The sequence below is a fragment of the Candidatus Pseudoscillospira sp. SGI.172 genome, from assembly GCF_050313575.1.
Classification (GTDB): Bacteria; Bacillota; Clostridia; order Oscillospirales; family Oscillospiraceae; genus Vermiculatibacterium.
The window spans coordinates 24,560-48,413 of record NZ_JBNPLQ010000008.1 but is presented as its reverse complement, the minus strand read 5'-3'; the positions used below and the strand labels follow the sequence as shown (position 1 = coordinate 48,413).

Annotated in this window: 23 protein-coding genes; 7 read left to right on the top strand and 16 right to left on the bottom strand. The window is 60.8% G+C overall.

Features of this window, described 5'->3' with window-relative positions; all coding sequences use genetic code 11:
* Positions 1-9 precede the first annotated feature (9 nt).
* On the top strand, positions 10-870 hold the full coding sequence (locus tag ACQRD3_RS04960) for a prephenate dehydrogenase (protein WP_080907352.1): 861 nt from the start codon (positions 10-12) through the stop codon (positions 868-870).
* 72 nt (positions 871-942) lie between these two features.
* Here the strand turns inward: ACQRD3_RS04960 and ACQRD3_RS04955 are convergent, their stop codons facing one another.
* Together ACQRD3_RS04955 and ACQRD3_RS04950 are read right to left on the bottom strand one after the other, a co-directional pair.
* Positions 943-2,016: an LCP family protein gene (locus ACQRD3_RS04955; RefSeq protein ID WP_427780194.1), complete on the bottom strand. Its 1,074-nt coding sequence runs from the start codon at positions 2,014-2,016 to the stop codon at positions 943-945.
* A 110-nt stretch (positions 2,017-2,126) separates the two neighbouring features.
* Positions 2,127-2,411, bottom strand: a complete 285-nt coding sequence (locus tag ACQRD3_RS04950; RefSeq protein ID WP_080907353.1) for a hypothetical protein — start codon at positions 2,409-2,411, stop codon at positions 2,127-2,129.
* A 121-nt stretch (positions 2,412-2,532) separates the two neighbouring features.
* On the opposite strand from ACQRD3_RS04950, the gene ACQRD3_RS04945 reads away from it, so the two are divergent.
* Genes ACQRD3_RS04945 through ACQRD3_RS04935 form a run of 3 tightly spaced genes read left to right on the top strand, consistent with a single transcriptional unit; the run spans position 2,533 to position 4,871 of the window.
* Complete coding sequence (locus ACQRD3_RS04945) at positions 2,533-3,570, top strand: ABC transporter substrate-binding protein (RefSeq protein WP_427780192.1); 1,038 nt, start codon at positions 2,533-2,535, stop codon at positions 3,568-3,570.
* A gap of 3 nt (positions 3,571-3,573) precedes the next feature.
* Entirely contained in the window at positions 3,574-4,320 is a 747-nt protein-coding gene (locus tag ACQRD3_RS04940) for an ABC transporter permease (protein ID WP_427780190.1), read from the top strand.
* Positions 4,317-4,871: an ATP-binding cassette domain-containing protein gene (locus ACQRD3_RS04935; protein ID WP_427780188.1), complete on the top strand. Its 555-nt coding sequence runs from the start codon at positions 4,317-4,319 to the stop codon at positions 4,869-4,871. The genes ACQRD3_RS04940 and ACQRD3_RS04935 overlap by 4 nt, the downstream gene beginning before the upstream one ends.
* Positions 4,872-4,946: 75 nt before the next feature.
* Here ACQRD3_RS04935 and ACQRD3_RS04930 read toward each other — a convergent pair whose 3' ends face one another.
* The 10 genes from ACQRD3_RS04930 to rimP form a co-directional block, all read right to left on the bottom strand.
* A complete protein-coding gene (locus ACQRD3_RS04930) occupies positions 4,947-6,263 on the bottom strand; it encodes a DUF1576 domain-containing protein (RefSeq protein ID WP_080907355.1) in 1,317 nt (438 codons plus the stop codon).
* 19 nt (positions 6,264-6,282) lie between these two features.
* Complete coding sequence (ribF, locus tag ACQRD3_RS04925) at positions 6,283-7,191, bottom strand: riboflavin biosynthesis protein RibF (protein ID WP_427780185.1); 909 nt, start codon at positions 7,189-7,191, stop codon at positions 6,283-6,285.
* 3 nt (positions 7,192-7,194) lie between these two features.
* Positions 7,195-8,070, bottom strand: coding sequence for a tRNA pseudouridine(55) synthase TruB (gene truB / locus ACQRD3_RS04920; RefSeq protein WP_080907357.1), 876 nt, complete (start codon positions 8,068-8,070; stop codon positions 7,195-7,197).
* Between the two features lies 1 nt (position 8,071).
* A complete protein-coding gene (locus ACQRD3_RS04915; RefSeq protein ID WP_427780183.1) occupies positions 8,072-9,040 on the bottom strand; it encodes a DHH family phosphoesterase in 969 nt (322 codons plus the stop codon).
* Positions 9,041-9,065: 25 nt separating this feature from the next.
* The gene (gene rbfA / locus ACQRD3_RS04910; RefSeq protein WP_080907358.1) at positions 9,066-9,404 is read right to left on the bottom strand and encodes a 30S ribosome-binding factor RbfA; all 339 of its coding nucleotides are present in this window, start codon (positions 9,402-9,404) and stop codon (positions 9,066-9,068) included.
* A gap of 93 nt (positions 9,405-9,497) precedes the next feature.
* Entirely contained in the window at positions 9,498-11,903 is a 2,406-nt protein-coding gene (infB, locus tag ACQRD3_RS04905) for a translation initiation factor IF-2 (protein WP_080907359.1), read from the bottom strand.
* Positions 11,904-11,996: 93 nt separating this feature from the next.
* Positions 11,997-12,458, bottom strand: a complete 462-nt coding sequence (locus tag ACQRD3_RS04900) for a ribosomal L7Ae/L30e/S12e/Gadd45 family protein (RefSeq protein ID WP_080907360.1) — start codon at positions 12,456-12,458, stop codon at positions 11,997-11,999.
* A complete protein-coding gene (rnpM, locus tag ACQRD3_RS04895) occupies positions 12,451-12,726 on the bottom strand; it encodes an RNase P modulator RnpM (RefSeq protein ID WP_080907361.1) in 276 nt (91 codons plus the stop codon). The genes ACQRD3_RS04900 and rnpM overlap by 8 nt, the downstream gene beginning before the upstream one ends.
* A gap of 73 nt (positions 12,727-12,799) precedes the next feature.
* Positions 12,800-13,942: a transcription termination factor NusA gene (gene nusA / locus ACQRD3_RS04890; RefSeq protein ID WP_080907362.1), complete on the bottom strand. Its 1,143-nt coding sequence runs from the start codon at positions 13,940-13,942 to the stop codon at positions 12,800-12,802.
* Between the two features lie 23 nt (positions 13,943-13,965).
* The gene (rimP, locus tag ACQRD3_RS04885) at positions 13,966-14,421 is read right to left on the bottom strand and encodes a ribosome maturation factor RimP (protein WP_080907363.1); all 456 of its coding nucleotides are present in this window, start codon (positions 14,419-14,421) and stop codon (positions 13,966-13,968) included.
* A 446-nt stretch (positions 14,422-14,867) separates the two neighbouring features.
* Between rimP and ACQRD3_RS04880 the strand changes: the two genes are divergently transcribed.
* The 3 genes from ACQRD3_RS04880 (at position 14,868) to ACQRD3_RS04870 (ending at position 18,887) form a co-directional block, all read left to right on the top strand.
* A complete protein-coding gene (locus tag ACQRD3_RS04880; RefSeq protein WP_427780180.1) occupies positions 14,868-16,256 on the top strand; it encodes a tryptophanase in 1,389 nt (462 codons plus the stop codon).
* A 384-nt stretch (positions 16,257-16,640) separates the two neighbouring features.
* Positions 16,641-18,017: a sodium-dependent transporter gene (locus ACQRD3_RS04875; protein WP_427780179.1), complete on the top strand. Its 1,377-nt coding sequence runs from the start codon at positions 16,641-16,643 to the stop codon at positions 18,015-18,017.
* 222 nt (positions 18,018-18,239) lie between these two features.
* Complete coding sequence (locus ACQRD3_RS04870; protein WP_427780177.1) at positions 18,240-18,887, top strand: helix-turn-helix transcriptional regulator; 648 nt, start codon at positions 18,240-18,242, stop codon at positions 18,885-18,887.
* Positions 18,888-18,972: 85 nt separating this feature from the next.
* Here the strand turns inward: ACQRD3_RS04870 and ACQRD3_RS04865 are convergent, their stop codons facing one another.
* The 4 genes from ACQRD3_RS04865 to dusB all read right to left on the bottom strand — a co-directional run bounded on the left by ACQRD3_RS04865 (position 18,973) and on the right by dusB (position 23,710).
* Complete coding sequence (locus tag ACQRD3_RS04865; RefSeq protein WP_427780175.1) at positions 18,973-21,051, bottom strand: elongation factor G; 2,079 nt, start codon at positions 21,049-21,051, stop codon at positions 18,973-18,975.
* A gap of 208 nt (positions 21,052-21,259) precedes the next feature.
* A complete protein-coding gene (locus ACQRD3_RS04860) occupies positions 21,260-22,051 on the bottom strand; it encodes an anti-sigma factor family protein (RefSeq protein ID WP_427780173.1) in 792 nt (263 codons plus the stop codon).
* A 24-nt stretch (positions 22,052-22,075) separates the two neighbouring features.
* Complete coding sequence (locus ACQRD3_RS04855; protein ID WP_427780170.1) at positions 22,076-22,666, bottom strand: RNA polymerase sigma factor; 591 nt, start codon at positions 22,664-22,666, stop codon at positions 22,076-22,078.
* Between the two features lie 57 nt (positions 22,667-22,723).
* Entirely contained in the window at positions 22,724-23,710 is a 987-nt protein-coding gene (gene dusB / locus ACQRD3_RS04850; RefSeq protein ID WP_427780167.1) for a tRNA dihydrouridine synthase DusB, read from the bottom strand.
* Positions 23,711-23,854 lie beyond the last annotated feature (144 nt).

Sequence of the window (23,854 nt, the reverse complement as noted above, 5' to 3'; positions counted from 1 at the left end):
GAAGCGGCAGTGGAGAAAAAATTTGTGGTGGTGGGGCTTGGCCTGATCGGCGGGTCCATGGCACTGGCCCTGAAGGGGTTTGAGGGATTTCGGATCGTGGGTGTGGATGTGTCCCAGCCCACCCTCCGCTTTGCCCGGGAGCACGGCGTGGCCGACGAGGTCACCGAAAACGCCGCGGAGGCGGTGGAGGGGGCGGATGTGGTGATGCTGGCCCTCCATCCTCAGGGGATCCTGGACTTTCTGGAGCGGCATCGGGACCAGTTCAAGCCCGGGTGCCTGGTTACCGACGTGTGCGGCGTGAAATCCGCCGTGATGGCCGCGGCGGAGTGCCTGCCCGAGGGAGTGGACTTCATCGGTTGTCATCCCATGGCGGGAACAGAATTTTCCGGAGTGGAGCACGCCTTTGCCGGGATGTTCCGGGACTCCCATTTCATCCTGACGCCTCGGGAGACCAGTACTCCAGAGCATCTGTCGCTCATGGAGCGGCTGGCCGAGCGGATCGGCTGCCAGGATGTCGTGCGCACCACACCCGAGGTCCACGACGCCATTCTGGCCTACACCAGTCAGATGATGCACATCATCGCCGTGTCGGTGTGCGACGATCCCAGCCTGTTTGCCTGTAAGGGCTATGAGGGCAGCTCCTTCCGGGGCTGTACCCGTGTGGCGGCGCTGGACGTGGGGCTGTGGACGCAGCTTTTTTCTCTGAACGCTCCGGCGCTGGTGGGGTGCCTGGACACCCTCATCGGCAATCTGAGCGCCTACCGGGAGGCAGTGGCCTCCGGAGACCGGGCGGCTCTGGCTGCAAAGCTGGCCTGGTCGGCGGATCGGAAACGGCAGATGGACCTGCCCGGGCCGGACCTGCTGGGGTAAGGGGGCGGGCCGGAGGCGGAACGAGGCGGCCTCGCACGGGAAGATCCCCGGCGCGCGGCGGCCTCGCGGTGTTCAATCTCCCTGGATCATGCGGACCATATCCCGGGTGACATCGGTGGTATAGGGGTTGAGGCAGGAGTTGATGATCTTCAGGCTTTCCTCCACATCCAGCGCGTAGCAGGCTTCGGTTCCCCGGTAAGTGGCGGTGCCGTCTCCCGGCAGGGTGGCTGTGGTGAGGTCGGCAAAGTCGAAGCCCAGGGCGGGGTCGGCAAACCAGAGCAGATTGCCCAAAGAGAGGTCGGTCTTGACATACCGGGAGAAGATTTCAATGTAGCTGCCCAACTTCTGAGGATTGGAGAGGACCTTCCTGGCGATGGCCTTGACCATGTTCTGCTGGGTGCGGGTACGGCCGATGTCGGCGTCAGGGTAGGCGTCGTAGATGTTGTGGGGGTAGCGCCCGGGCCCGTCGGAATTCTTCCGGCAGCGCACCACCTCCAGAGCCTGCTGGCCCGTCAGGTGCTGAAGGCCGGGCTCAAAGTGGATATGAAGGTCCTGGTCAGGGGCATCATAGCTCATGTGGACGGGTACGTCGAAGTCCACGCCGCCCACCTCGTCCACGACCTCCACGAAGATCTCGGTGTCCACCAGCACATAGTGGTCGATGGGGATGCCCAGGACCTCGCTGACGGCGTCCTTCAGATCCAAAATGCCGCCGTCGGGAGGATTGGCGATGTTGCCGTTGGGATAGGCGGCGTTGATCTTGTGATATTTCCACCCATCCCGGTCCACCAGTGTATCCCGGGGGACAGAGACCAGACCGATCTTCTGGTTGACAGTGTCGTAAGTGCACACCATGATGGTGTCCGTACTCCCGCTGACCTGATCCTCGGCGGCCAGCAGGAAAGTCCAGGTGCCGTCTTTTCGGGTGAGGCCCTGGCTCTCATTCTCCTCGGTGCCGGGGTCGTCGGTAACGGCGGAGGAGGATTGGGGTGGAGGGTCGGCGGTGGAGGGCCGGCGGGAGGCCAGTTTCCAGCCGGCCCAGAGGATCACGACGCCGGCGGAGAGGACCACCAGGGTCCGATAAAGCACCTTGGCCAGCCGCCGGGGGCCGGAGGAGCGTTTCTTCTTTCGTGGACTGGATGACACGGGTCAGGTTCCCCTTTCCGTCTTTGGTAACAGACATGGTTCAGTATAGCCAGTTTTGACGGGGGAAGCAAGGCAGAATGAAAAAAATAAGAAAATTGTAAAACGGATGGCTAGGGTGTCTTTTTACACAGCAGAGCCGCAGTGAGGGAGTTGACCGCCCCCAGCAGGTCTACGAGAAGCTGATTTTGGCAGGCAAGCTGTTCCAGCGCCTGCGTCATGGCTGCCGAGGCACCCTCGGATGAGTGGGGGCATATGCCCGGTTCCGGCTGCGGGATGGAAAAGACATAGCGGCGCATGGGCTCCTCTTCTTCCAGCTCCAGCTCGCGCTGGGCGGCCAGAACCTTGGAGTGAGCTCTGGCGGCGGTTCGATATGTACGGCTGTCGCGCCTGGTCATTTCAAAAACCTCCTTTCTTGGCTGCTCCATTTTATGCCCGGTGTGGAAAAAGGTCCCTCCCTCTTGACAATACCCTACTCATTGAGTAGACTGAATGACAGTTTAGAAAGGAAGTTGTGCTATGAAAAAGAAGCGACTTTTGGCCCTCGCACTCAGTTTGTCCCTGTTGGCCGCCTGCGGCTCCAAGCAGGCCGACCCGACCCCTGCCCCCACAGCCGAGCCGACGCCGGCAGCCACCCCCGCCCCTGTGGGAGAAGATGTGAGTGTGGCCGTGCTCAAAGGCCCCACCGGGCTGGGCGCCGCCAAGCTGATGGCGGAGAACGAGGCGGGCGAGGCCGTCAATCACTATACCTTCAGCGTTCTGGCGGAGCCCACCGAGGCAGTGGCCGGCCTGTCCCGCGCAGAGGAGCCTTTTGACATCGCCGCCGTACCTACCAACCTGGCCTCCACTCTGTACCACAAGACGGATGGGGGCGTTCAGCTCCTGGCCCTCAACACGCTGGGAGTCCTCTACCTGCTGGAGAAGGGAGATGCGGTGCACTCCATGGCGGATCTGGCGGGCAAGACCGTCTACGCCACAGGCCAGGGAGCCAATCCCGAGTATGTCCTCAACTACCTCCTGCGTCAGAACGGCCTGGAGCCGGGAAAGGACGTGACGGTGGAGTGGAAGGCCAGCGATGAGCTCACCACTCTCATGGCCTCCGGGGAGATCGACCTGTGCATGCTCCCCGTGCCTGCCGCCACCAGTGTGCTGATGCAGAACGCCGACGTGCGCAAAGCGGTGAGCCTGACCGACGAGTGGGAGAAATCCGGCGCCGAAGGTGTGCTCACCATGGGCTGCGTGGTGGCCCGGACGGCCTTTGTTCAGGAACACCCTGAGGCGGTCAAGGCCTTCCTGGAGGAGTACGGCGCCTCCATCGCCTATATGTCTGATAAGGCCAATCTGGACGACGCCTCCGCCCTGGCCGAGACCTACGGCATCGTTCCCAAGGCCGCTGTGGCCAAGAAGGCCCTGCCCGACGCCAACCTTTGCTTTATCACCGGAGACGACATGATCGCCGGGATCCAGGGCTACTACGAGGTCCTCTTTGCCGCGGATCCGGCCTCCATCGGCGGCTCCATCCCTGACGGGGCGTTCTATTTCGGCGCAGACGCGTAAAACATGAGGGAGAAGCTGCAGAATGTGGGGCTGCCCCTGCTTTTCTGGTTCCTGGTGTGGGAGCTGACGGCCCGCTGGGTGGGGAAGGAGCTGATCCTCCCCGCACCGGAGGCAGTGGCCCGCTCCCTGGCCACCTTGGCGGGGACGGGGGATTTCTGGCGCGCCGCCGCCGCCACACTGCTGCGTATTCTGGCGGGTTTTGGCGTGGGGGCGGTCCTGGGCACGGCGCTGGGGGCGGCCACCGCCGCCTCCCGGTGGTGCGACCGGCTGTTTTCCCCCGCCCTTCGGGCGGTGCGGACGGTTCCGGTGGTCTCCTTTATTCTTCTGCTCTACTTTTCCCTTCCTACGGCCCGGGTTCCGGTGGCGGTGGCCGCCCTCATGGCGCTGCCGGTGGTCTGGCGTTCCGCCCGGCAGGGCATTGCCGCCGCCGATCCCCTTTTGCTGGAGTTGGCGGGAGCCTATCGTTTCGGCCGGGCCAAGACCCTTCGCCTGGTCTATCTTCCCGCCGCGGCTCCTGCGTTGACCGCCGGATGGGAGACGGCCCTGGGGCTGGCCTGGAAGTCGGGCGTGGCGGCGGAGGTGCTCTGCCAGCCCCGCTGGGCGGCCGGGACCGGCCTCCAGAGCGCCAAGGCCTATCTGGATACCGCCGGCGTAGTAGCGTGGACCGTGGTGATCGTTCTCATGAGCCTGGCGGTCGAGGGAGTCCTGAAATGGGCCCTCCACCGGTGGAGGAGGGGATACGAAAGGTGATCCGAGCGAGAGATATAACAGTTCGTTATGGAGAAAAGCTGGTTTTAGACCACTTTAACCTCTCGGTACCCGAGACTGGGCTCACGTTTCTCTCCGGAGCGTCGGGGCGCGGCAAGACCACCCTTCTGCGCGTGCTGGCGGGGCTTTCCACCCCCGAGAGCGGAGAGGTCTCCCTGCCGGGTCGGGCGGTGCTCCTGTTTCAGGAGGATCGCCTTTTTCCCTGGCGGACTGTCCGGCAGCAGATAGAGGATGTGCTCCCCAAGGCGGAGGCTGGCCGGGCGGCGGAGTTTCTGGCCCTGACTGAGCTCACAGAGGCGGCAGAGCTGCGTCCGGCTCAGCTTTCCGGCGGCATGGCCCGACGGTTGGCTCTGGCCCGGGCCCTGGCGCTGAGCGGGGCGGTCTACCTCCTGGACGAACCCTTCGCCGGGGTGGACCTGGCCCGGGCGGAGCGCATTTTAGCGCGGATGCGATCTCTAAGCCGGCCAATGCTGCTCACAGGCCATGTGCCGGAACTGGCCCGACTCTGTGATCGGGTGGTGGAAATGTTGTAGGTCCCTTGCAAAAAAAGTCCCCAAAACGGAGTCCACTCCGTTTTGGGGACTTTTTGATTTGCGGGCACAAAGCCGCTATTTTTTGGACTGGGCGGCCGGAGTGATGGGCTCGTCGTGCTCGAAGGTGTCGAAGTAATCCTCGTCCTGAAGCACCGGGCGGCGGTGACGGATGATGGCCGTGATGGTGGGATAGAGGACGATGGCGATGAGACCGCCGGAATAGCCGTTGTTGTAGAGGTTGATACCCTCCACGGGAGTACCGGCGTGGAGCACCACGGAGGAGTGAAGAAATCCGGCCAGTACGCCGAAGGGCCAGCCGAAACAGCCCGCGATGGGGGCCAGAGTGGTGCAGAAGAGGCCGGCCAACTGAACGGAGCTGTCGTTGATGTTCCACTGCATGGTGAGTCCGCCGATCACGACTCCCAGCATGATGGGGGTGATATTGCGGCAGTGTTTTCCGTAGGCGGAAAAGCCGATGATGGTAAAAATGCCGCCCAGGGTTGGGCCGTTCAGATCGCCGCCGATGACCAGGATGTAAAGTACGCCGATCAGGCCGTTCACACCCATATTGATGAGTACCGGAGCGGCGCCGTAAGTACGAAGAAAGTCGCTGGGGGCCCGACCGCTGTCTTTCAGCAGGTGCCGGTAACCGGCCCATGCGGCCCAGGGGGGGCGGCCGCAGAAGAAGAAGCCGGCCAGAATAAATGTGCCGCACAGCAGCGCCATAAAGATCCCCAGCGTAAAGTTGTAGCCTTTTGCCCAGTAATAGGCGGTGGTGGGCGCGTGGCCCATGGAGCTCATCACGGGGACCAGCATCATGGCCACCAGGCCGCAGGCAAAACCCATGTTGTAGAGGTTCATGCCGTTTTGGATGCGGTAGGTATAGGCGGACAGGGAAGGCAGCAGGAAACCGATGCAGACGCCCAGCATGATCCCCACAAAAAAGCCCGACACACCGCCGGAGAAGCATACAAAGCTGACCACTGGGGCCAGCGAGGTGGCCAGCAAAGAGACGTTGGAGTATTTGACGAAGGGTTCCCGCCGGAAACGGGCATAGAGGAAGGAACCCAGAATGATCGGCCAGATGTTGAAGATGTTTTTGCCGAACAGGGAGAATCCGCCCATCAGGCCCAGCGTGACAATGGTGTATCCGTTGAGCGGATCTTTTACCAGCCAGATGATCAGCAGCGTGGCGAGGATGACCAGAGCGGAGTTGATGAAGGCGGCGCCGATCCCTGCCAGCTCAATGTAGTCGGTGATGAGGGAGTCCTCCATGAAAATGATCTTCTGCATGCCCTCCCAGATATGGGCGGGCGAATCCAGCACGAAGGCCAAAAACACCAACGAGATACAGTAACAGATGGCGGCGGGGTATATCCTTTTATAGCGCATCCTTGGCTCCCCCTTCGGGTCAGTTTGCGGCAAAAAAGTCCTCAGTCTGCCGGGCATTTTTCATTACTTCAGTTTTTAACTCTTCCAGTGTATCAAATTTTCTTTCGCTGCGCAAGTGTTTAAAAAATTCCATACGAATATTTTGCCCATAAAGATCTCCGTCAAAATGGAGGATAAAACCTTCCACGGTCACCGCGCCTCCGTCGTCCAAAGTGGGGCGGACCCCGATATTGGTCACGGCAGGGTGGACCTCTCCGTTTTCCAGAACTACGCGGGTGACGTATACGCCGTGGGCGGGCACCAGCATCCCGGGGGCGAAGTGGAGATTCACGGTTGGGAAGCCCAGGGTGGTCCCCAGACGCTTGCCGTGGGAGACCGTGTCGGTGAGGGTATAGGGGTGGCCCAGGAAGCGGACCGCCTGCTCCATTTCCCCCTGGGCGACCAGCGTACGGATATAGGTGGAGGAGACGGTGATCCCATCCCGTTCCACCTTGGGCACGATGTCGCAGCCGATGCACAGCTCCCGGCACAGCTCCCGCAGGCGCTGCGGGTTTCCCTCACCCTTGTATCCGAAGTGGAAGTCGTGACCGGCCACCAGGTGGACGGCGTGGTGTTCCTTCACCAGCAGCTCGGTGACAAACTCCCGCCAGGGGGTCTTCATCATCCGCTCGTCATAGTGGCCGATGATGACGTCCCGGATGCCGTAGTACCGGCGCATCAGGTCCGCCCGGTCGGCGGGGGTGGAGAGAAGAGGGACCGGCGTGTTCAAAATCAGCGCGGAGGGATGGGTGTCGAAGGTAAAGGCGGAAGGGACGGCGTCCAGTTCCCGGGCGCGCTGGGCACAAAGGGAGAGGAGCGCGCCGTGGCCCGTGTGGACGCCGTCAAAAAATCCCAGGGCGATGACCCTGGCGTGTTCATTTGTATTCAAAAGCTACACCTCGAAAAAGTTCTTGATGGAGGAGAGGGAGCCCGCTGCAACTGATCCCAAAAGAAGAAAGTCTCCCTCCGGGCCGTAAACCCGGTAAGTCCCGTCAGAGACATTTTTTATGGTCAGCCCGGCCCCGTGACGGAGCCGTGTCTCTCCCGCGGCATTCACCGTAAGGGCGGGCCTGTCCCGAAACAGCTGGTCCAGAGGCCGGAGCAGGGAGAGCGGGTCCGAGGCGTTCACCACTTCGGCCAGGGGCAGAGCGTCCTGTTCCAAGGAAAAGCCGCAGGCCTCGGTGCGGATCAGAGAGGACATCACACCCCCGCAGCCCAGGGCCTGTCCAATGTCGTGGCAGAGGGTGCGGATGTAGGTGCCCTTGGAGCACCGGACACGAAGCTGAAAGTCCCCGTCCGGGGACAGCTCCTCCAGCAGCTCCAGATCGTAGATCGTTACGGCCCGGGGCGGGCGCTCCACTTCCACGCCTCTGCGGGCCAATTCATAGAGCTTTTTTCCGCCGATCTTGATGGCAGAATACATGGGGGGCACTTGCAGGATCTCGCCGTGGAAGGGGAGAAGGGCGGCGTGGACCCGCTCCCAGTCTGTGATGGCCGGCCGGCGTTCCAGCACCTCCCCGGAGCTGTCCTGGGTGCTGGTGGTCAGGCCCAGCCGCAGACCGGCCAGGTATTCCTTCTCTCCGGTCTCGGCAAACTGGATGGCCCGGGTGGCCCGGCCCAGAAAGACCGGCAGAACGCCGGTGGCCATGGGATCCAGCGTTCCGGCGTGTCCCACCCGTTTTTCATGGAACACGCCCCGCAGTTTGGCGCACACGTCCATGCTGGTCCAGTCCCGGGGCTTGTCGATGATGAGAATGCCGCTGGGCATGTCAGTCCCTCCCGTCTCCATTTTTCCCCTGCACCCGGCGAATGGCACCGAGAATGGCCTGCTTGGCATCGGCAATGGAACCCATCACGGTGCATCCGGAAGCAGCCGCATGCCCCCCGCCGCCCAAAAGGGCGCAGACATGGGAGGCGTTCAGATCGGCCCCCGTTCGTACGGAGAGTTTGCATTCCCCGGGCTTCATCTCCCGGATGGTGACGGCCGTGTGGACGCCCTCCAGTTGTCCCACAAAGGCGGCGATATCTTCCACGTCCTCCTCCCGGGCATTGAGCTCGGCCAGGTCAGCCAGGGAGAGGGCAGCCAGGGCGATCTGCCCGTGATCCAAGAGCTCCAGCGTCTCCATGATCCGCGCCTCCAGGCGCAGACGGGTATAGCTCTTGGTGCGGAAATGGCGCTTATTGACCCATGCGGTGTCGATTCCGGTCTCCATCAGGGCCGCCGCCACCCGGTGGGTGTTGGGGGTGGTGTTGGAGTACATGAAACAGCCGGTGTCGGTGGATACCGCCACGTAGAGGGGGAGGGCGATCTCCCGGGTGACGGGGAACCACTGGCCGACGATGTCGTAGATGATCTCGCCGCAGGCGGCCCGGTCTGCCGCCACGCAGTTATTTTGTGCGAAACCCTCGTTGGAGGGATGGTGATCGATGGCCAGCGCCACCTTTCCCGCATAGGGAAGGGCATTTTCGGGAAACAGTCCCTCGCTGGCGATGTCCACTGAGAGGACCGTCTCGGGCACAAATCCCGCCGGGGCCAGGACCCCCTCCAGGTAGGGGGTGAACAGGGAGGTGGCGTCGGCGTTGGGAAGGATCCAGGCGGTCTTGCCCAGCGCCCTGAGAGCCAGGCAAAGCCCGGCGGCGCAGCCCAGGGTGTCACCGTCGGGGCGTTTGTGGGTGAGGATGAGATAGCCGTCCCGATCAGAGAGCCAGCGGGCGGCGGCTTGGATGGTCATTGCCATAAGCGATTGCCTCCTGAACGAATGCTTATTTGTCCAGCCCTTCCAGAATTTCCAAAATATGAGCGCCCTTGTCGATGGAGTCGTCCCGCAGGAAGACCAGCTCCGGGGTGCAGCGCAGGGAGAGCTCGGCACCCAGTTCCCGGCGTAGGTATCCCGCGGCGGACTTAAGCCCCTTGATCACTTGATCGGCGTCGCTCTTGTCCAGAATGCTGACATGGACCTTGGCGTATTTGAGGTCGGGAGTGGTTTCCACACCGGTAATGGAGATGAGGCCGTGGACCCGGGGATCCTTGACTGAACGGATCAGCTCGGACAGGGTCCGCTGGATCTCCTCGTTGATGCGTCCGATACGGTTGTTGGGCATAATGGGGCCTCCTTTTATGATGTGAGGCGGCAGCGCCGCCGGAACTTGAAAAGCACAAAAAAGGGGCGGGCGCTATGCCCGCCCCTATGGCTTTTACTGTTGGATCTGCTGCATTTCAAAGCACTCCAAGGTGTCGCCAACCTTGATGTCGCTGTACTTCTCCACTCCGATGCCGCACTCATAGCCCTGGGCGACTTCCTTCACGTCATCCTTGAACCGGCGCAGGGAACCGATGGCGCCTTCGTGGACCACGATGCCGTCCCGCACCAGGCGGATCTGGGCGCTGCGGGTAACGCGCCCGGAAGTGACGTAGCAGCCGGCGATGATGCCGGCACCGGTGATCTTGTAGACCTCCCGGACCTCCACGGTGCCCAGCTCCACTTCCTTGAACTTGGGAGAGAGCATACCCTTCATGGCCGTCTCGATCTCGTCGATACAGTCATAGATGACCCGGTACATCCGCATATCCACATGATCCCGGGCGGCGGTGGCCTTGGCGTTGCCGTCGGGCCGGACGTTGAAGCCCACGATGATGGCGTTGGAGGTGGCGGCCAGCATGACGTCGCTTTCATTGATGGCGCCCACCGCACAGTGGATGACCCGCACCCGGACCTCTTCGTTGGAGATCTTCTCCAGAGAGGACTTCACAGCCTCGGCGGAGCCCTGGACATCGGCTTTGACGATGACGTTCAGATTTTTCATTTCGCCCTGCTGGATCTGGCTGAACAGATCCTCCAGCGTGACCTTACCCACCGCGCCGGAGGCGGCCATCTTCTGGTCGTGCTTGCGCTGCTCGGCCAGCTCCCGGGCCATGCGCTCGTCGGCCACGGCATGGAAGTCGTCGCCCGCCTCGGGGACCTCGGCCATACCGATGATCTCTACGGGCACGGAGGGACCGGCGTGCTCCAGCTTTTGGCCGGAGGCGTCGGTCATGGCGCGGACGCGGCCCACGGCGGTGCCCGCGATGATGACGTCGCCCTGGTTCAGGGTGCCGTTCTGCACCAGCAGAGTGGCCACAGGGCCGCGGCCCTTGTCCAGGCGGGCCTCGATGACTGCGCCGTGAGCGGAGCGGTTGGGGTTGGCCTTGAGCTCCTTCATCTCGGCGGTAAGGGTGACCATATCCAGCAGATTGTCCACGCCCTCGCCGGTCTTGGCGGAGATGGGGCAGATGATGGTCTCGCCGCCCCACTCCTCGGCTACCAGTTCGTACTCGGTGAGCTGCTGCTTGATGCGCTCGGGGTTGGCCTCCGGCTTATCCATCTTGTTGATGGCTACGATGATGGGCACCCCGGCGGCTTTGGCGTGGTTGATGGACTCCACCGTCTGGGGCATGATACCGTCGTCGGCGGCCACCACCAGAATGGCGATGTCAGTGATCATAGCGCCGCGGGCACGCATGGCGGTAAAGGCCTCATGACCCGGCGTATCCAGGAAGGTGATGAGCTTGCCCTCCACATTGACCTGATAGGCGCCGATGTGCTGGGTGATGCCGCCAGCCTCCCGGGAGGCTACGTGGGCGTTGCGGATATAGTCCAGAAGAGAGGTCTTGCCGTGGTCAACGTGGCCCATGACCACCACCACGGGGGCGCGGGTCTCCAGATCTTCATCCTTGTCCTCGGCGGTGTCGATGAGCTTTTCCTCGATGGTGACGATGATCTCCTTCTCCACCTTGCAGCCCATCTCTTCCGCGATGATGGCCGCGGTGTCGAAGTCGATGACGTCGCTCATGGAGGCCATGATGCCGTTCTTCATCAGCGTTTTGACCACCTCGGCTCCGGTCTTCTTCATGCGGGAAGCCAGTTCGCCCACGGCGATCTCGTCGGGGATCTTCACGGTGACGGGAGCCTTTTTGGCGATCTCCAGCTGGAGCCGGCGCATCTTCTCCTGCTCCTCCTGACGCCGCTTGTTGCCGCCGAAGGTATTGCCCCGGCGCTGGTTGCTGCCGCGGTTCTTGAACTTTTCGCGGCCGGCGTCCATCTGCTTGGTCTTGGAGGAGGCGATCTTCTCCAGACGCTCATCGTACTTTTCCAGATTGACGTTGCCGCCCTTGCGGGTATCCACCAGCTTCTTTTCGGGGACCCGGCTGGTGGGCGTGCGCTGGGCCGGCACCTGGGCGCGGGGCTGGCCCTGCGCCTGCGCGGGAGCCGGCTGCTGGGGCCGGGAGGCCTGGTTCCGGGGCGCGGACTGGGCGGATGCGCCGCCCTGGGGGGCTCTGGGTCCGGGAGCGGGTTTGACCGCCTCGGGCCGGGGGGCCGGCGCGGCAGGCTTGGGCTCGTGATACACGTCGGCAAAGACGCTCTCGATGCTCTCCACCTGGTTGTGCTGGGTCAGGTACTCGAAGATGAGAGAGAGCTCCCGATCCTCCAGCGCCTGCATATGGTTCTTGGGGGCCGTGGCATACTCCGTGAGGATGTCAACGATCTCCTTGGAATTCCGGCCAAAATCCTTGGCTACTTCATGGACACGATATTTAGTATTCAGCAAATAAGCCACCTCCATACAGGGGACTTGCGCCAATGAGAAAAGAGGAGAGGGATTCTCCCCCTTTCTGATTGGAACAAGCCCGATTGCCTATGCTCACAGTTTTTGCGGTCATGATCCGGGTGCCTTGGGCGGCGGCGCCCAGGGTTTGCGGGCGGAGCTTCGCTCCGCTTTTTCTCTGGCCCGGGTCTCCTTTTGGCGGCGAAAGGCCTTTTCTGCCTTTCGATCCAGCCGCTGGGCAGCTTCCCCGCAGAGCTCCGGGTCCAGTTCGGCCAGTTTTTTTGCCGCCGCGGCGGCAAAACTGGTGTCGGTAATGGCCAGGATCGCGCAGGAACTCCGTCCCAGGGCAAAGCCCAGCTCCGATTTGGTACAGGGGATGCTCAAACAGGGACAGTTTCCGATCTCTTCCAGACTTTTGCCCCGCCGTTGGGTATTTTCGGCGGTGTCCCCGGCCATCAGGATAAGCCTGGCCTTGTGAGTGCGGGCAGCGATGGAGACGGGCTCCTCGCCCACCTCAATCTTACCCGCCTTCCGGGCCAGGCCGACAAGGCCCAGCAGAGCGCTGTTATCCATCTCGGTCACCTGCCTCCATCTGGGCCTCCAGCGCCGTCCATACCTCGTCGGGCAGGGGGGCGGAGAAAGCCCGCTCCAGGGCCCGGGATTTCCGGGCCCGCTTCAGACACTCGGGATCGGGGCATACATAGGCCCCGCGGCCCGGTTTCTTCCCTTTAAAATCCAGTGAGACCTCTCCCTCCGGAGAGCGGACGACCCGGATGAGTTCGGGCTTGGGCCTGTGTTCCCGGCAGCCCACGCACTGGCGCAGGGGAATCTTTTTCGGCATGGGGAGATCTCCTTTCTTTCACAGCACGCCCCGAAGCTGTCATGCGCCACCAAACGCGGCGGTCCGGCGGAGATTATTCCTCGGCCGGCTCGTCGTCCAGAATGAGGTCCTCATCCGGATCTTCGGGGGCGCTGGCGGGCTTGATGTCAATTTTATAACCGGTGAGTTTGGCGGCCAGACGGGCGTTCTGGCCCTCCTTTCCGATGGCCAGGGAGAGCTGGTCGTCAGGGACTACCACCCGGCAGTTCTTGCCTTCGTCCAGTGTGGTGACGCTGATGACGTCGGCGGGGGCCAGGGCAGCGGCCACATACTGGGCCGGATCCTCGGACCATTTAATGATGTCCACCTTTTCACCCTTGAGCTCGTCGACGATATTGTTCACGCGCTGGCCCTTTGGGCCTACGCAGGCGCCGATAGGATCCACGTTGGGATCGGAGGACCACACTGCCAGTTTGGTGCGGCTGCCCGCCTCACGGGCAATGGATTTGACCTCCACGGTGCCGTCGTAGATCTCGGGCACTTCCAGTTCGAAAAGCCGCTTCACCAGACCCGGATGGGTCCGGGAAATGAGCACCTGGGGACCGCGGGTGGAGCGGCGGACCTCCACCACATACACCTTCAGCCGCATGCCCTCCACGTAGCTCTCACCGCGGACCTGCTCACTGGGGGCGAGGTAGGCCTCGGTGAATTCGCTGCCCGAGGAGATGCGCAGGGAAGCGCCTCCGCTGCGGGGGTCGATGCGGGTGATGAGACCGGTGAGGATCTCATGCTCCTTAGAGGTGAACTCGTCAAAGACCATGCCGCGCTCGGCTTCCCGCATCCCCTGGATGATGACCTGACGGGCGGTCTGGGCGGCGATGCGGCCGAAATCCCGGGTCTTGACCTCGATGCGGATCACGTCGCCCAGCATGGCCTGAGGCAGCTTCTGGCGGGCGTCCTCCAGACTGATCTCGACAGCGGGGTTGTCGACGGTCTCGACCACATCCTTTTTAATATACATGCGGACGGTGCCCTTGTCCGGATCCGCGTCCACCACGATGTTGTCGCCGGCCTCCTCGTGGTCCTTCTTATAGGCGGAGACCAGGGCCAGGGTGATCTTCTCCATCATATAGCCCTTGGGGATGCCTTTTTCCTTTTCAATGAGTTCAATGGCGGTGAAGAACTCGGCGGCGTCCAGCTCGTTGGTCTTGGGGGCCTTCTGGTTTTTCTTCGGCATGATACTGATTCTCCTTTTCCCAGTCAAACGCGCACGTACAGCCTGACCTGCGCCACGTCTTTTTTCAAAAAGGTCTTTTCCCCGGTGGAAACGTTGAGGGTGACATCGCCGTCAGCATAGGCGGACAGGGTACCCACCCAGTCCTTTCGACCGCCGTCGGGACGGTAGAGGCGCACCTCCACCTCGCTGCCCAGAAAGGCGGCGAAATGCTCCGGCTTTTTCAGCGCCCGGTCGGCACCGGCAGAGGAGACCTCAAAGGTGTAGCTGCCCTCGACAGGATCGACCTCGTCAAGCTTGTCGCTCATCACCCGGCTGATCGCCTCGCAGTCGTTGATGGAGACGCCGCCCTCTCGATCAATATAGAGCCGCAGGTACCACACCCCCGCCTCCTTGACATATTCCACGTCCCAGAGCGTGCAGCCGTTTTCCTCCACCACGGGCTGGGCCAGGGCCTGAACCACTTCGGTCACCTTTGCCATACGGTGTTTAAACCCCTCTTTCAATTAAAAAGAGTGAGGAATAAACCCCACTCTCACCATACTTACAATACTATCGTAAGGAGTATATCATGAAAACGCCTGCAATGCAAGGCTTTTTCGCAAAAAGAACCGCTGAAACGGGAGATCAGGTCCCCTTTTTTGCCTTCTGGGGGGAAAACAGGACAGGAACCGCCTGAGTGTGCCCATCGTGAGGGGTGGGCGGGGGAAATGACCTGAGCCCAAAAGCGGACGCAAAGGGTGTGAAGCCCCCTTATAAGAGTGTTAATTTTTATACATGAAGTAAGGATATGTAACATGTCACAAAAATGCAGATCATTTATTATATAATCTCACGTATTGACATAATTAATTACAGCATGTAAAATTAATATCGTAATGTAAAAGAAAAGACGACATAAAAGAAATTTAAAAGGAGCTGTGATTACATGGAACGTGATTTTCAGACGGCAGAAAATTTTCGGATCAAGGTTGTGGAACCCATCAAAAAGACCACCCGTGCCGAGCGCGAGGAGTACCTGAAGCAGGCGCAGTACAACGTTTTCCGGCTGAAGGCCGAGAATGTGTATGTGGACTGTCTCACCGACTCGGGTACCACCGCCATGAGCACTGAACAGTGGGCTGCCATGATGCTGGGCGATGAGAGCTACGCTGGCTGTAAGAGCTTCTACAAGCTGGAGGCCTCTGCCCAGGAGGTCTTTGGCATGCCCTATGTGCAGCCTACCCACCAGGGCCGCGGCGCTGACTTCATTATGGCGCAGTACTACGCCAAACCCGGCAAATATGCCGTGGGCAACATGCACTTTGATACCTTCCACGGCAACGCCGAGATCTTGGGCGCCTATCCTGTGGACTGTGTCATCGACGCAGGACTGGACGCCTCCAGCCCCGCCGAGGATTTCAAGGGCAACATCGATCTCAGAAAAGTTCAGAAGATCATTGATGAGCACGGGGAGGATTCCATTTCCGTCATCATCATCACCGTGACCTGCAACAACAACGGCGGCCAGCCGGTTTCCATGGCCAACATCCGTGCCGTCAGCGAGTTTGCCGCGGCCCACAAGATCCCCATGGTGATCGACAGCGCCCGCCTGGCGGAGAACGCCTGGTTTATCAAACACCGTGAGCCCGGCTATGCCGATAAGGATATCCGGGAGATCACCCGGGAGATGTTCTCCTACTGCGAGACGGCCACCATGAGCTCCAAGAAGGACGGCCTGGTCAATATCGGCGGTCTGATCGTGACCCGCAACCACGACTTCTATCTCTATTCCAATGTTCAGTCCATCGTCCACGAGGGCTTTATTACTTACGGCGGTCAGTCCGGCCGCGACATGGAAGCCTTGGCCGTCGGCCTGCGGGAAGCGACCACCGACGCCTATCTGGACACCCGCATTGCCCAGGTCAAGTATCTCGGAGACCGCCTGAGAGAGAAGGGGATCCCCATTGTGGAGCCCTCCGGCGGCCATGGGATCTACGTGGACGGACGCCGCTTCTTCCCCCAGATCCCCCAGTATGAATTCCCCGCTCAGCGGCTGGTGGTGGCCCTCTATGAAGAGGCCGGCATCCGCGCGGTGGAAATGGGGGCCTGCGCGTTCGGCAGCAAGGACGCCGACGGCAATCCCATCTGGCCCGAGCTGGAACTGATGCGCATCTCGGTCTCCCGCCGCGTCTACACCAACAATCACCTGGACTGCATCGCCAATGCGCTGGAGTATATCTACGCTCATCGGGATGAATACAGGGGTATGAAAATGGTCTACGAAGGCCCCATCACGGCGCTGCGTCACTTTACCGCAGGGTTCGAGCTGCTGTAATCCGCACCGGCCCGTGCTGGTGTCCGGTGCGGGCCGGGATTTCAAACGCACAAGATGAAGAGGAGACCTAACAGCCGGAACAAAGAGTAGATTTGCTCGGGTTGGATCCACATTCCGCGTGTGCTCCGGTCTGTGGATCGAACGGCTCGGCACAAAAAACGCCGTCGAAAAGCTGGCACTTTTCGACGGCGGAGCGGGCAGACTTCCGCACCTTGCGGAGCGGCAGAGTCAAAAACCACAATTGAATATTATATGCCCGTTCTTTTCGCTTGTCAAGCGGGAAATGTGTGGGGCGGCAGCGCAATACCTGTTAATACCAAATCCTATCTTGTTCGTACGCACAGGTCTTCGCGATCCTTGTCACAATGACAGGAGGGGTTTATGATGGAAATACCTGAGAACACCCTGGAATCTCCGAAGCGTGAACAATTTGGCAGCCGTATTGCATTTGTCCTGGCGTCCATGGGCGGCGCCATTGGCCTTGGAAACGTATGGAAATTTCCTTATATGGTGGGCCGCTACGGCGGCGCTGCCTTCATCGTGGTCTACATTATCGCACTGCTTGTCATCGGCGCACCTGTGCTGATGACTGAATTCGCCATTGGGCGCAAGACCGGCACCAGCTATACCAGTGCGCTCAAGAAACTGCTCCCGGGCACCAAGTGGTATCTGTTGGGCATTATCGGTGTCATTGCGCTGACTCTGACGCTTGGGTTCTACGGCGGCATTGCCGGCTGGACGGTTGCATACCTGTTCAAGTCGATCACAGGTGTGTTTGTCGGAATGGACGCCGCCCAGGTGGGGGCCGAGTTCGGCTCGTTTATTACCAACTCCGGCCAGGTCATCCTATGGCTGGCTGTGATGCTGGGAATCACGACCTTTGTCGTCCTCCGGGGCGTCAAGGGCGGAATCGAAAAAGTCTGCAACATTCTGCTGCCGGTTCTGTTTGTCATGATCGTATTCCTGGCGATTCGCTCCATTCTGCTCCCCGGCGCAGGTGCCGGACTGGAGTTCTATCTCATGCCAAAGCTGGAGAACCTCAACGGTGAGACAGTGGTGGCCGGTGTGGGACAGGCACTTTTCACATTGGGAGTAGGAGCGGGAAACCTGGTCATCTACGGAAGTTATTTGGACAAGAAAAAGTCTCTGGGCAGCAGCACCATCATGGTCGGCCTGGGAGATACTCTGGCGGCGATCCTCTTTGGCTTTATCATTTTCCCTGCTTGTGCCTCCTTTAATATCGAAGCTGGTATGGGGCCTCCGCTGGTATTTATCACGCTGCCTGCCATCTTCGCACAGATGAAGTTCGGAATGCTTTTCTCCACAGTTTTCTTCCTGCTGCTCTTTTTTGCCTGCCTCACCTCTACCATCTGCATTATGGAAGCCATTGTCGGCTTTTTTACCGATGAATTGAAGGTGGAAAGAAAGAAGGCCACTCTCATCGTAGCTGCCATCGTCTTTGCGGTGGGCGTACTGATGATGCTCTCTTTTGGCGCACTGTCTGATGTGATGATCTTCGGACGCAGCATCTTCGACTTTACCAATGACGTGCTGGTTTCCGCAATCCTGCTCCCGCTGGGGGCCCTGTTCATGATCATTCTGGTGGGCTGGGTAATCAAGCCCAAGACGATCGTGGATGAGATCAACCTCGGGGACGGCATCAAGTTCGACCGTCTCTATGTGGTCCTGGTCAAGTACATCGTACCTGTGGTCATAGCGGCTGTATTCGTGCAGTTGGTGGTCAACTTGCTGTCAGCCTAAACCTGATTTGCTGCCACAATCTCTTTATTATTTCGATATCTATCTCTCTCATGGAAACAGGCAGACTGTCCGTTTGGGGTACGGATGGCCTGCCTGTTTCAAGCTCTTTGCACTGGACTTTTTTTGCTTTTTATATTATCATATAAGAAAAGTTGTATATTTATCAAGGCCTTGCAAGCCTTGAAGGAACGCGAAACACTGCTGCAGGGAGGGCGTGTGCCTATGTCTGGAAATATGGACCATTTTTTGCCGTTGACCCAATTTGTCGCCGAGCTGATGAGCCCCGACACCGAGGTGATCCTTTATGACGCACGGGCCCGCTGCGTTTTCCATGTGATCAATCCCATGGACGATGAAATGGTGGTCGGCAGCGAGATGCGCTCTCTGGAGCGGAGCTTTCTGGATGATAGGATCTATGAAAGGGAAAACTTTATCGTCAACTACCGGGCGCTCTCCAAACATAAAAACAAGCTGAAGTCGGCCACCATGTTCCTGCGGGACGGTACCGGGGAGCTGGCCGCCATGCTGACAGTGAACGTCAATGTGGACCGGTTGGTGGAACTCAGAGACCTGCTGAATATCATGGTGTCCGGGCAGAGACCCTACGACACGCAGCAGAGAACTTCTTTTTACAACAGCTTCGACGTTTCCATCGAGGGGATGGTGAGCAGTGCCATCCAGGAGGAGCTTCGGCGCTACCATATTGACCCGCTCCGCCTGTCGCAGCAGGAAAAACTGGAAATCGTGCGCAATCTGGATCAAAAGGGGATCTTCCTGGTCAAGGGGGCGATCTCTGAGCTGGCCGGAATTCTCCAAACAACGGAGACCACGATCTATCGCTACCTCAACAAGCTGTCCAATATGGAATAAAGGACCTGAATGGCCCACCGAAGATCAGAAAGGAACCCGGCCGGGGAATTCCCGGCCGGGTTCCTTTCTGATTTTTGTTCTCAATTCAGGCGTCCAGCTCGGCCATGGCCTTGGCGGCCTCGATGGCTTTTTCCTGGGCGGCGGGAGGAGCCTCCTCGTAACGGATAAAGTGGAAGGTGAAGGAGCCGCGGCTCTGGGTCATGGAGCGCAGGTCGATGGCATAGCGGCCCATTTCGGCCATGGGCACCTCGGCCTCTACGATCTGGCCGCCCTCGCCGTCGGGGGTCATGCCCAGCACACGGCCGCGGCGCTTGTTCAGATCGCCGATGACGTCGCCCATGTAGCTGTCGGGGATGGAGACCTTCAGCTCGCCGATGGGCTCCAGCAGCACGGGACTGGCCTGGGGCATACCGGCCTTGTAGGCCAACTGTACGGCGGTCTTGAACGCCATTTCGGAGGAGTCCACCGGGTGATAGGAGCCGTCAAACAGGGTGGCCTTCAGATTCACCACGGGATAGCCTGCCAGCACGCCGTGCACCACGGCTTCCCGCATACCCTTTTCCACGGCGGGGAAGTAGTTCTTGGGCACGGCGCCGCCCACCACCTCCACGCAGAACTCCAGATCTTCCTGTTCGCCGGGCTCAAAGCGCATCCAGACGTCGCCGAACTGGCCGTGGCCGCCGGTCTGCTTCTTGTGGCGGCCCTGGACCTCCACCTTTTTGCGGATCTTCTCCCGGTAGGCCACCCGGGGATCGGAGAGCTCGGCGTCTACCGCGAAGCGGCTCTTGAGCCGGGAGACCAATACGTCCATCTGCATGTCGCCGGTGCCGGAGATCACCATCTGGCGGGTCTCGGCATTGTTGATCCAGTGGAAGGTCAGATCCTCCTCGCCCAGACGGGTCAGTCCGGAGGCGATCTTGTCCTCCTGTCCCTTGGCCTTGGGGGCGACCGCCACGGAGTAGCAGGGCTCGGGGAAGGGGATGGGCTCGATGCGGACCACCTTGCGGGGGTCGCACAGGGTGTCGCCGGTCCGGAGCTTCTCCATTTTGCCCACGGCGCCGATGTCGCCGCACTGCAGTTCCTTGACCTCCTCGGCCTTCTTGCCCCGGATCTGGTACAGACGGCCCAGCTTTTCGGTCTCCCCAGTGCGGGCGTTCACCATGGGCATATCCGGTTTGATGGAGCCGGAGAGCACCTTGATGTAGGAGTACTTCCCATACTGATCGGAGACGGTTTTCCACACAAAGGCGGCGGGCAGAGCGCCGGGAGCGGCCACAAACTCGTCCACCTCTCCGCTGGCGTTTTCCCCCATGAGCGGGCGGCCCTCCAGAGGATTGGGCAGCAGTTCGATGATGGTGTCCAGAAGCATGCGGGTGCCGAGACCGGTGTAGGCCGAGCCGCACACCACAGGGAAGAGGGAGAGGTCCTTCACGCCCTGGCGCAGGCCCTGGATCATTTCGGCATAGGAGAAGTCCTCGCCGGCAAAATATTTGTCCATCATGGCCTCGCTGGTCTCGGCCACGGATTCCTTCAAAGCGTCGTAGAGCTCATCCAAAACGGGGAGTTTGTCCTCCGGCACATCGATCTCCATCCGCTGGCCCTTGTCGCCGAACTCAAAGGCGCGCTTTTGGAGCACGTCGATGATGCCGATGACCTTCTTGTCGGCGTCCCAGATGGGGGCGACGATGGGGGCGACGTTCTTTCCCAGATGCTCCCGCATGCTGGCAAAGGCGGCGTTGTAGTCGGCGTTGTCCTCATCGGTTTTGGAGACATAGAGAATGCGGGGCAGTTTCCGGTCTGCGCAGTACTTCCATGCCTTTTCAGCGCCCACGCTCATGCCGGATTTGGCAGAGCAGACGATGACGGCGGCATCGGCAGCCTGAAGGGCTTCCATCACCTCGCCGGAAAAATCGAAATAGCCCGGGGTGTCCAGCACGTTGATCTTGCAGCCGTCATACTCCACCGGAAGGATGGAGGTGGAGATGGAGATCTGCCGCTTGCTCTCTTCGGGGTCGTAATCACTGACGGTGTTGCCGTCGGATACTTTGCCCAGACGGTCGGTCCCGCCGGTGAGATAAAGCATACTTTCCGCCAGGGAGGTCTTTCCGTTGCCACCGTGCCCCAGCAGGCAGACGTTGCGGATGTTTTGCGCGGAATAGCTCATTTGATTCCTCTCCTTACGTTATGGGATGGGGAACAGTGGGAAGGCTGGAAACCATTCCACCGCTCTTGTTCATTATAACTCAAAAATATTTACATGACAACAAAAATTTGAGAAAAATGCACAGATTGTAAAAGAGAGAAAATCAGCGAATTTTCCGGACAAAACAGAGAGCTCCGGCGACCCCAGAACGGGGTCGCCGGAGCTCTTTTTAGGGAGATTCCGGGGTAACGGTCCCCGCTGCAAGATCGACCAGATAATGCGCAGAGGTTTCCCCGCTCTGACAGGTGACCGGATATTGGCCGGAAGCATCCGCTTCCCCGCAGGAGAGCGTCCACCGGCTTCCGTCCGGGAGGACCAGGGGGAGGGAGAAAGTCTCCTGCCCTGCGTCGGTGGCCGCCGATTCGTCTGTCTGCCAGCCCGGAAAAGCCTGGTCGGCACAGAGGGACAGTGCCTGGACCTGGGGAGGAAGAGAGAGCGTCAGGCCGGTGGACGGCTGGCCCTCTGCCTTTGCGGCGTCTGAGTCCGGGGCAGCGTCCCGGGCTTCCGGTGCGGCGGCGCCAAAGCCAGTGATGCCGTTTTCGGGATTAGCATTGGCAGGAGCGGCGGCATTCTCTTGGACACTGGCCAGACCGGCACTCTGGGGGGCGGAGCCGGAATGGGAGAGGCGCAGCCCGCTCGCGCCGATCAAAATGACGGCCAATACGGCGGCGGAGGCCGCCCATCGCTTCCATTGCAGAGGCTTTTTCCGGTACTCGGACGGGATCAGGGGAACGACATTGTCCCTCCGAACAGCCTCCATGATGCGGCTGTTCAGATCGGCGGGGGGCTGGACCAGGGGCAGTTCATCCCACAGCGTCTTCAGGCCGCCCAACTCCGCCGCCAGCCTTCGACACTGAGGACATCCGGCCAGATGAGCCTCCAGCCGGGCACTTTCCTCGGGAGAGAGGGCCCCGTCCAGCCGGGCGCTGATCAGCAGTTCGTATTCTTCACAGTTGGGCATGGGCACCCTCCTTTCTTCATTGGTTCAGTCTTTGGACGGCGGCGGGCCGGAAAAGTTCCCGGACTTTTTCAGAAAATCACGGAGGGCCAGTCGAGCCCGGGCAATACGGGATTTTACCGTGCCTTCCTCCAACGCGAGACTTTGAGCAATTTCAGAATAGCTCTGCCCCTCCAGCTCCCGCAGCAGAAGCACTTGCCGGTGGTCGGGAGAGAGTGCGGCCAGCCCGGCCTCCAGGGCCTCTTTTGCCTCCCGGCGCTCCAGCTCCCGTTCCGGGGACCAGCGCTCGTCGGGCCGCTCCGCCTGACGGGCCTCGTCCCCGTTTTCCTCCACGGTCATGGACAGGGTCTCCCTCCGGCCCTGGCGGCGGAGGAAGTCGATGCAGGCGTTAGAGGTCAGGCGATAGAGCCAGGTGGAAAACGCGCTCTGACCGCCAAAGCGGGCCAGACCGCGCCAGGCGTTGAGAAACGCCTCCTGGGTGAGGTCGGCGGCGTCCTCCGGGTTCCCGGTCATGCGGTAAGCCAGATTGTACACTTTGGTCTGGTTGGCCTCCACCAGCCGGGCAAAGGCGTCCGGATCGCCGCTCCGGGCGGCGGCGACCAGTTCCTGCTCCGTCATATCCTCACCTGCCTCTCCTGATTGAAATAGGGGCACGATCCTGAAAAAGACGTGCGGTTATGACGGCTCGCCGTCTTTCAGATCGCGCTTGATCCTTTCTGTGATCTTGTAGATCTGTTCCAGAGTCTCCACCTTGCAGATCTGCTCTTTATAGTAGCCGGCATATGGGACTCCCTTTAAATACCAGGCATAGTGCTTCCGTGCCTCCAGGCAGGCGATGTGCTCTCCCTTGTGCCGGGCGGCCAGCTCGATCTGCTCCACCACGGTGTCGCATCGGGCGGCGAGAGGGGGCCTGGGTGGAATGGGCAGGCCGTCCAGCGCGGCGGCGCACTGCTGGAAAAGCCAGGGGTTGCCGAAAGCGCCCCGGCCGATCATGGCCATGGGGCAGCCGGTGTGTTTCAGAATTTTCACTGCGTCCTCAGGGGAAAACACATCTCCGTTGGCGATGACGGGAATGGACACAGCCTCCCGCACCTGGGCGATGGCGTCCCAGTCGGCCCGGCCGGAGTACATCTGCACCTTGGTGCGGCCGTGGACGGTGAGGGCGGCGGCCCCGGCATCCTCCAGCCGTTTGGCCAGTTCCACCGCGTTGAGGTGTCCCCGGTCCCAGCCCAGGCGCAGTTTGGCAGTCACCGGCACGGTCCCCGCGCCCCGGACCACAGCGGCGGTCACCCGGGCGGCCTGCTCCGGATCCCGGGCCAGACCGGAGCCGTCCCCGTTGTTGCAGACCTTGGGGACCGGGCAGCCCATATTGATGTCCAGCACGTCGGCCCCCGCCAGCTCGGCCGCCCGGGCGGCGGCCCGCTCCATGCAGGCGGGGTCGCTGCCGAAGAGCTGGACGGCGGCGGGGTGCTCTTCCTCTCCCAGCCGAAGCAGAGGGAGGGTTTTCTTATCCTGATAGCAGAGGGCCTTGGCCGACACCATCTCCGTGACGGTGTATCCCGCACCCAGCCGGCGGCAGACGGCGCGGAAAGCCAGGTCGGTCACGCCGGCCATGGGGGCCAGGGCCAGGCGGGAATGGATCTCAACATTGCCGATCTTCAAGAGAATTTCTCCTGTTCGTGTCATTGATGAAGCTATTTTAGCACGGATCCCCCGGTTTGACAATCCAAAGCGGCAGCAGTTGGGAAAATCCATTTGGACAAAACGCAGCAGCTCCCAAATTTCGGCAAAGCTTTCCTTCAGACT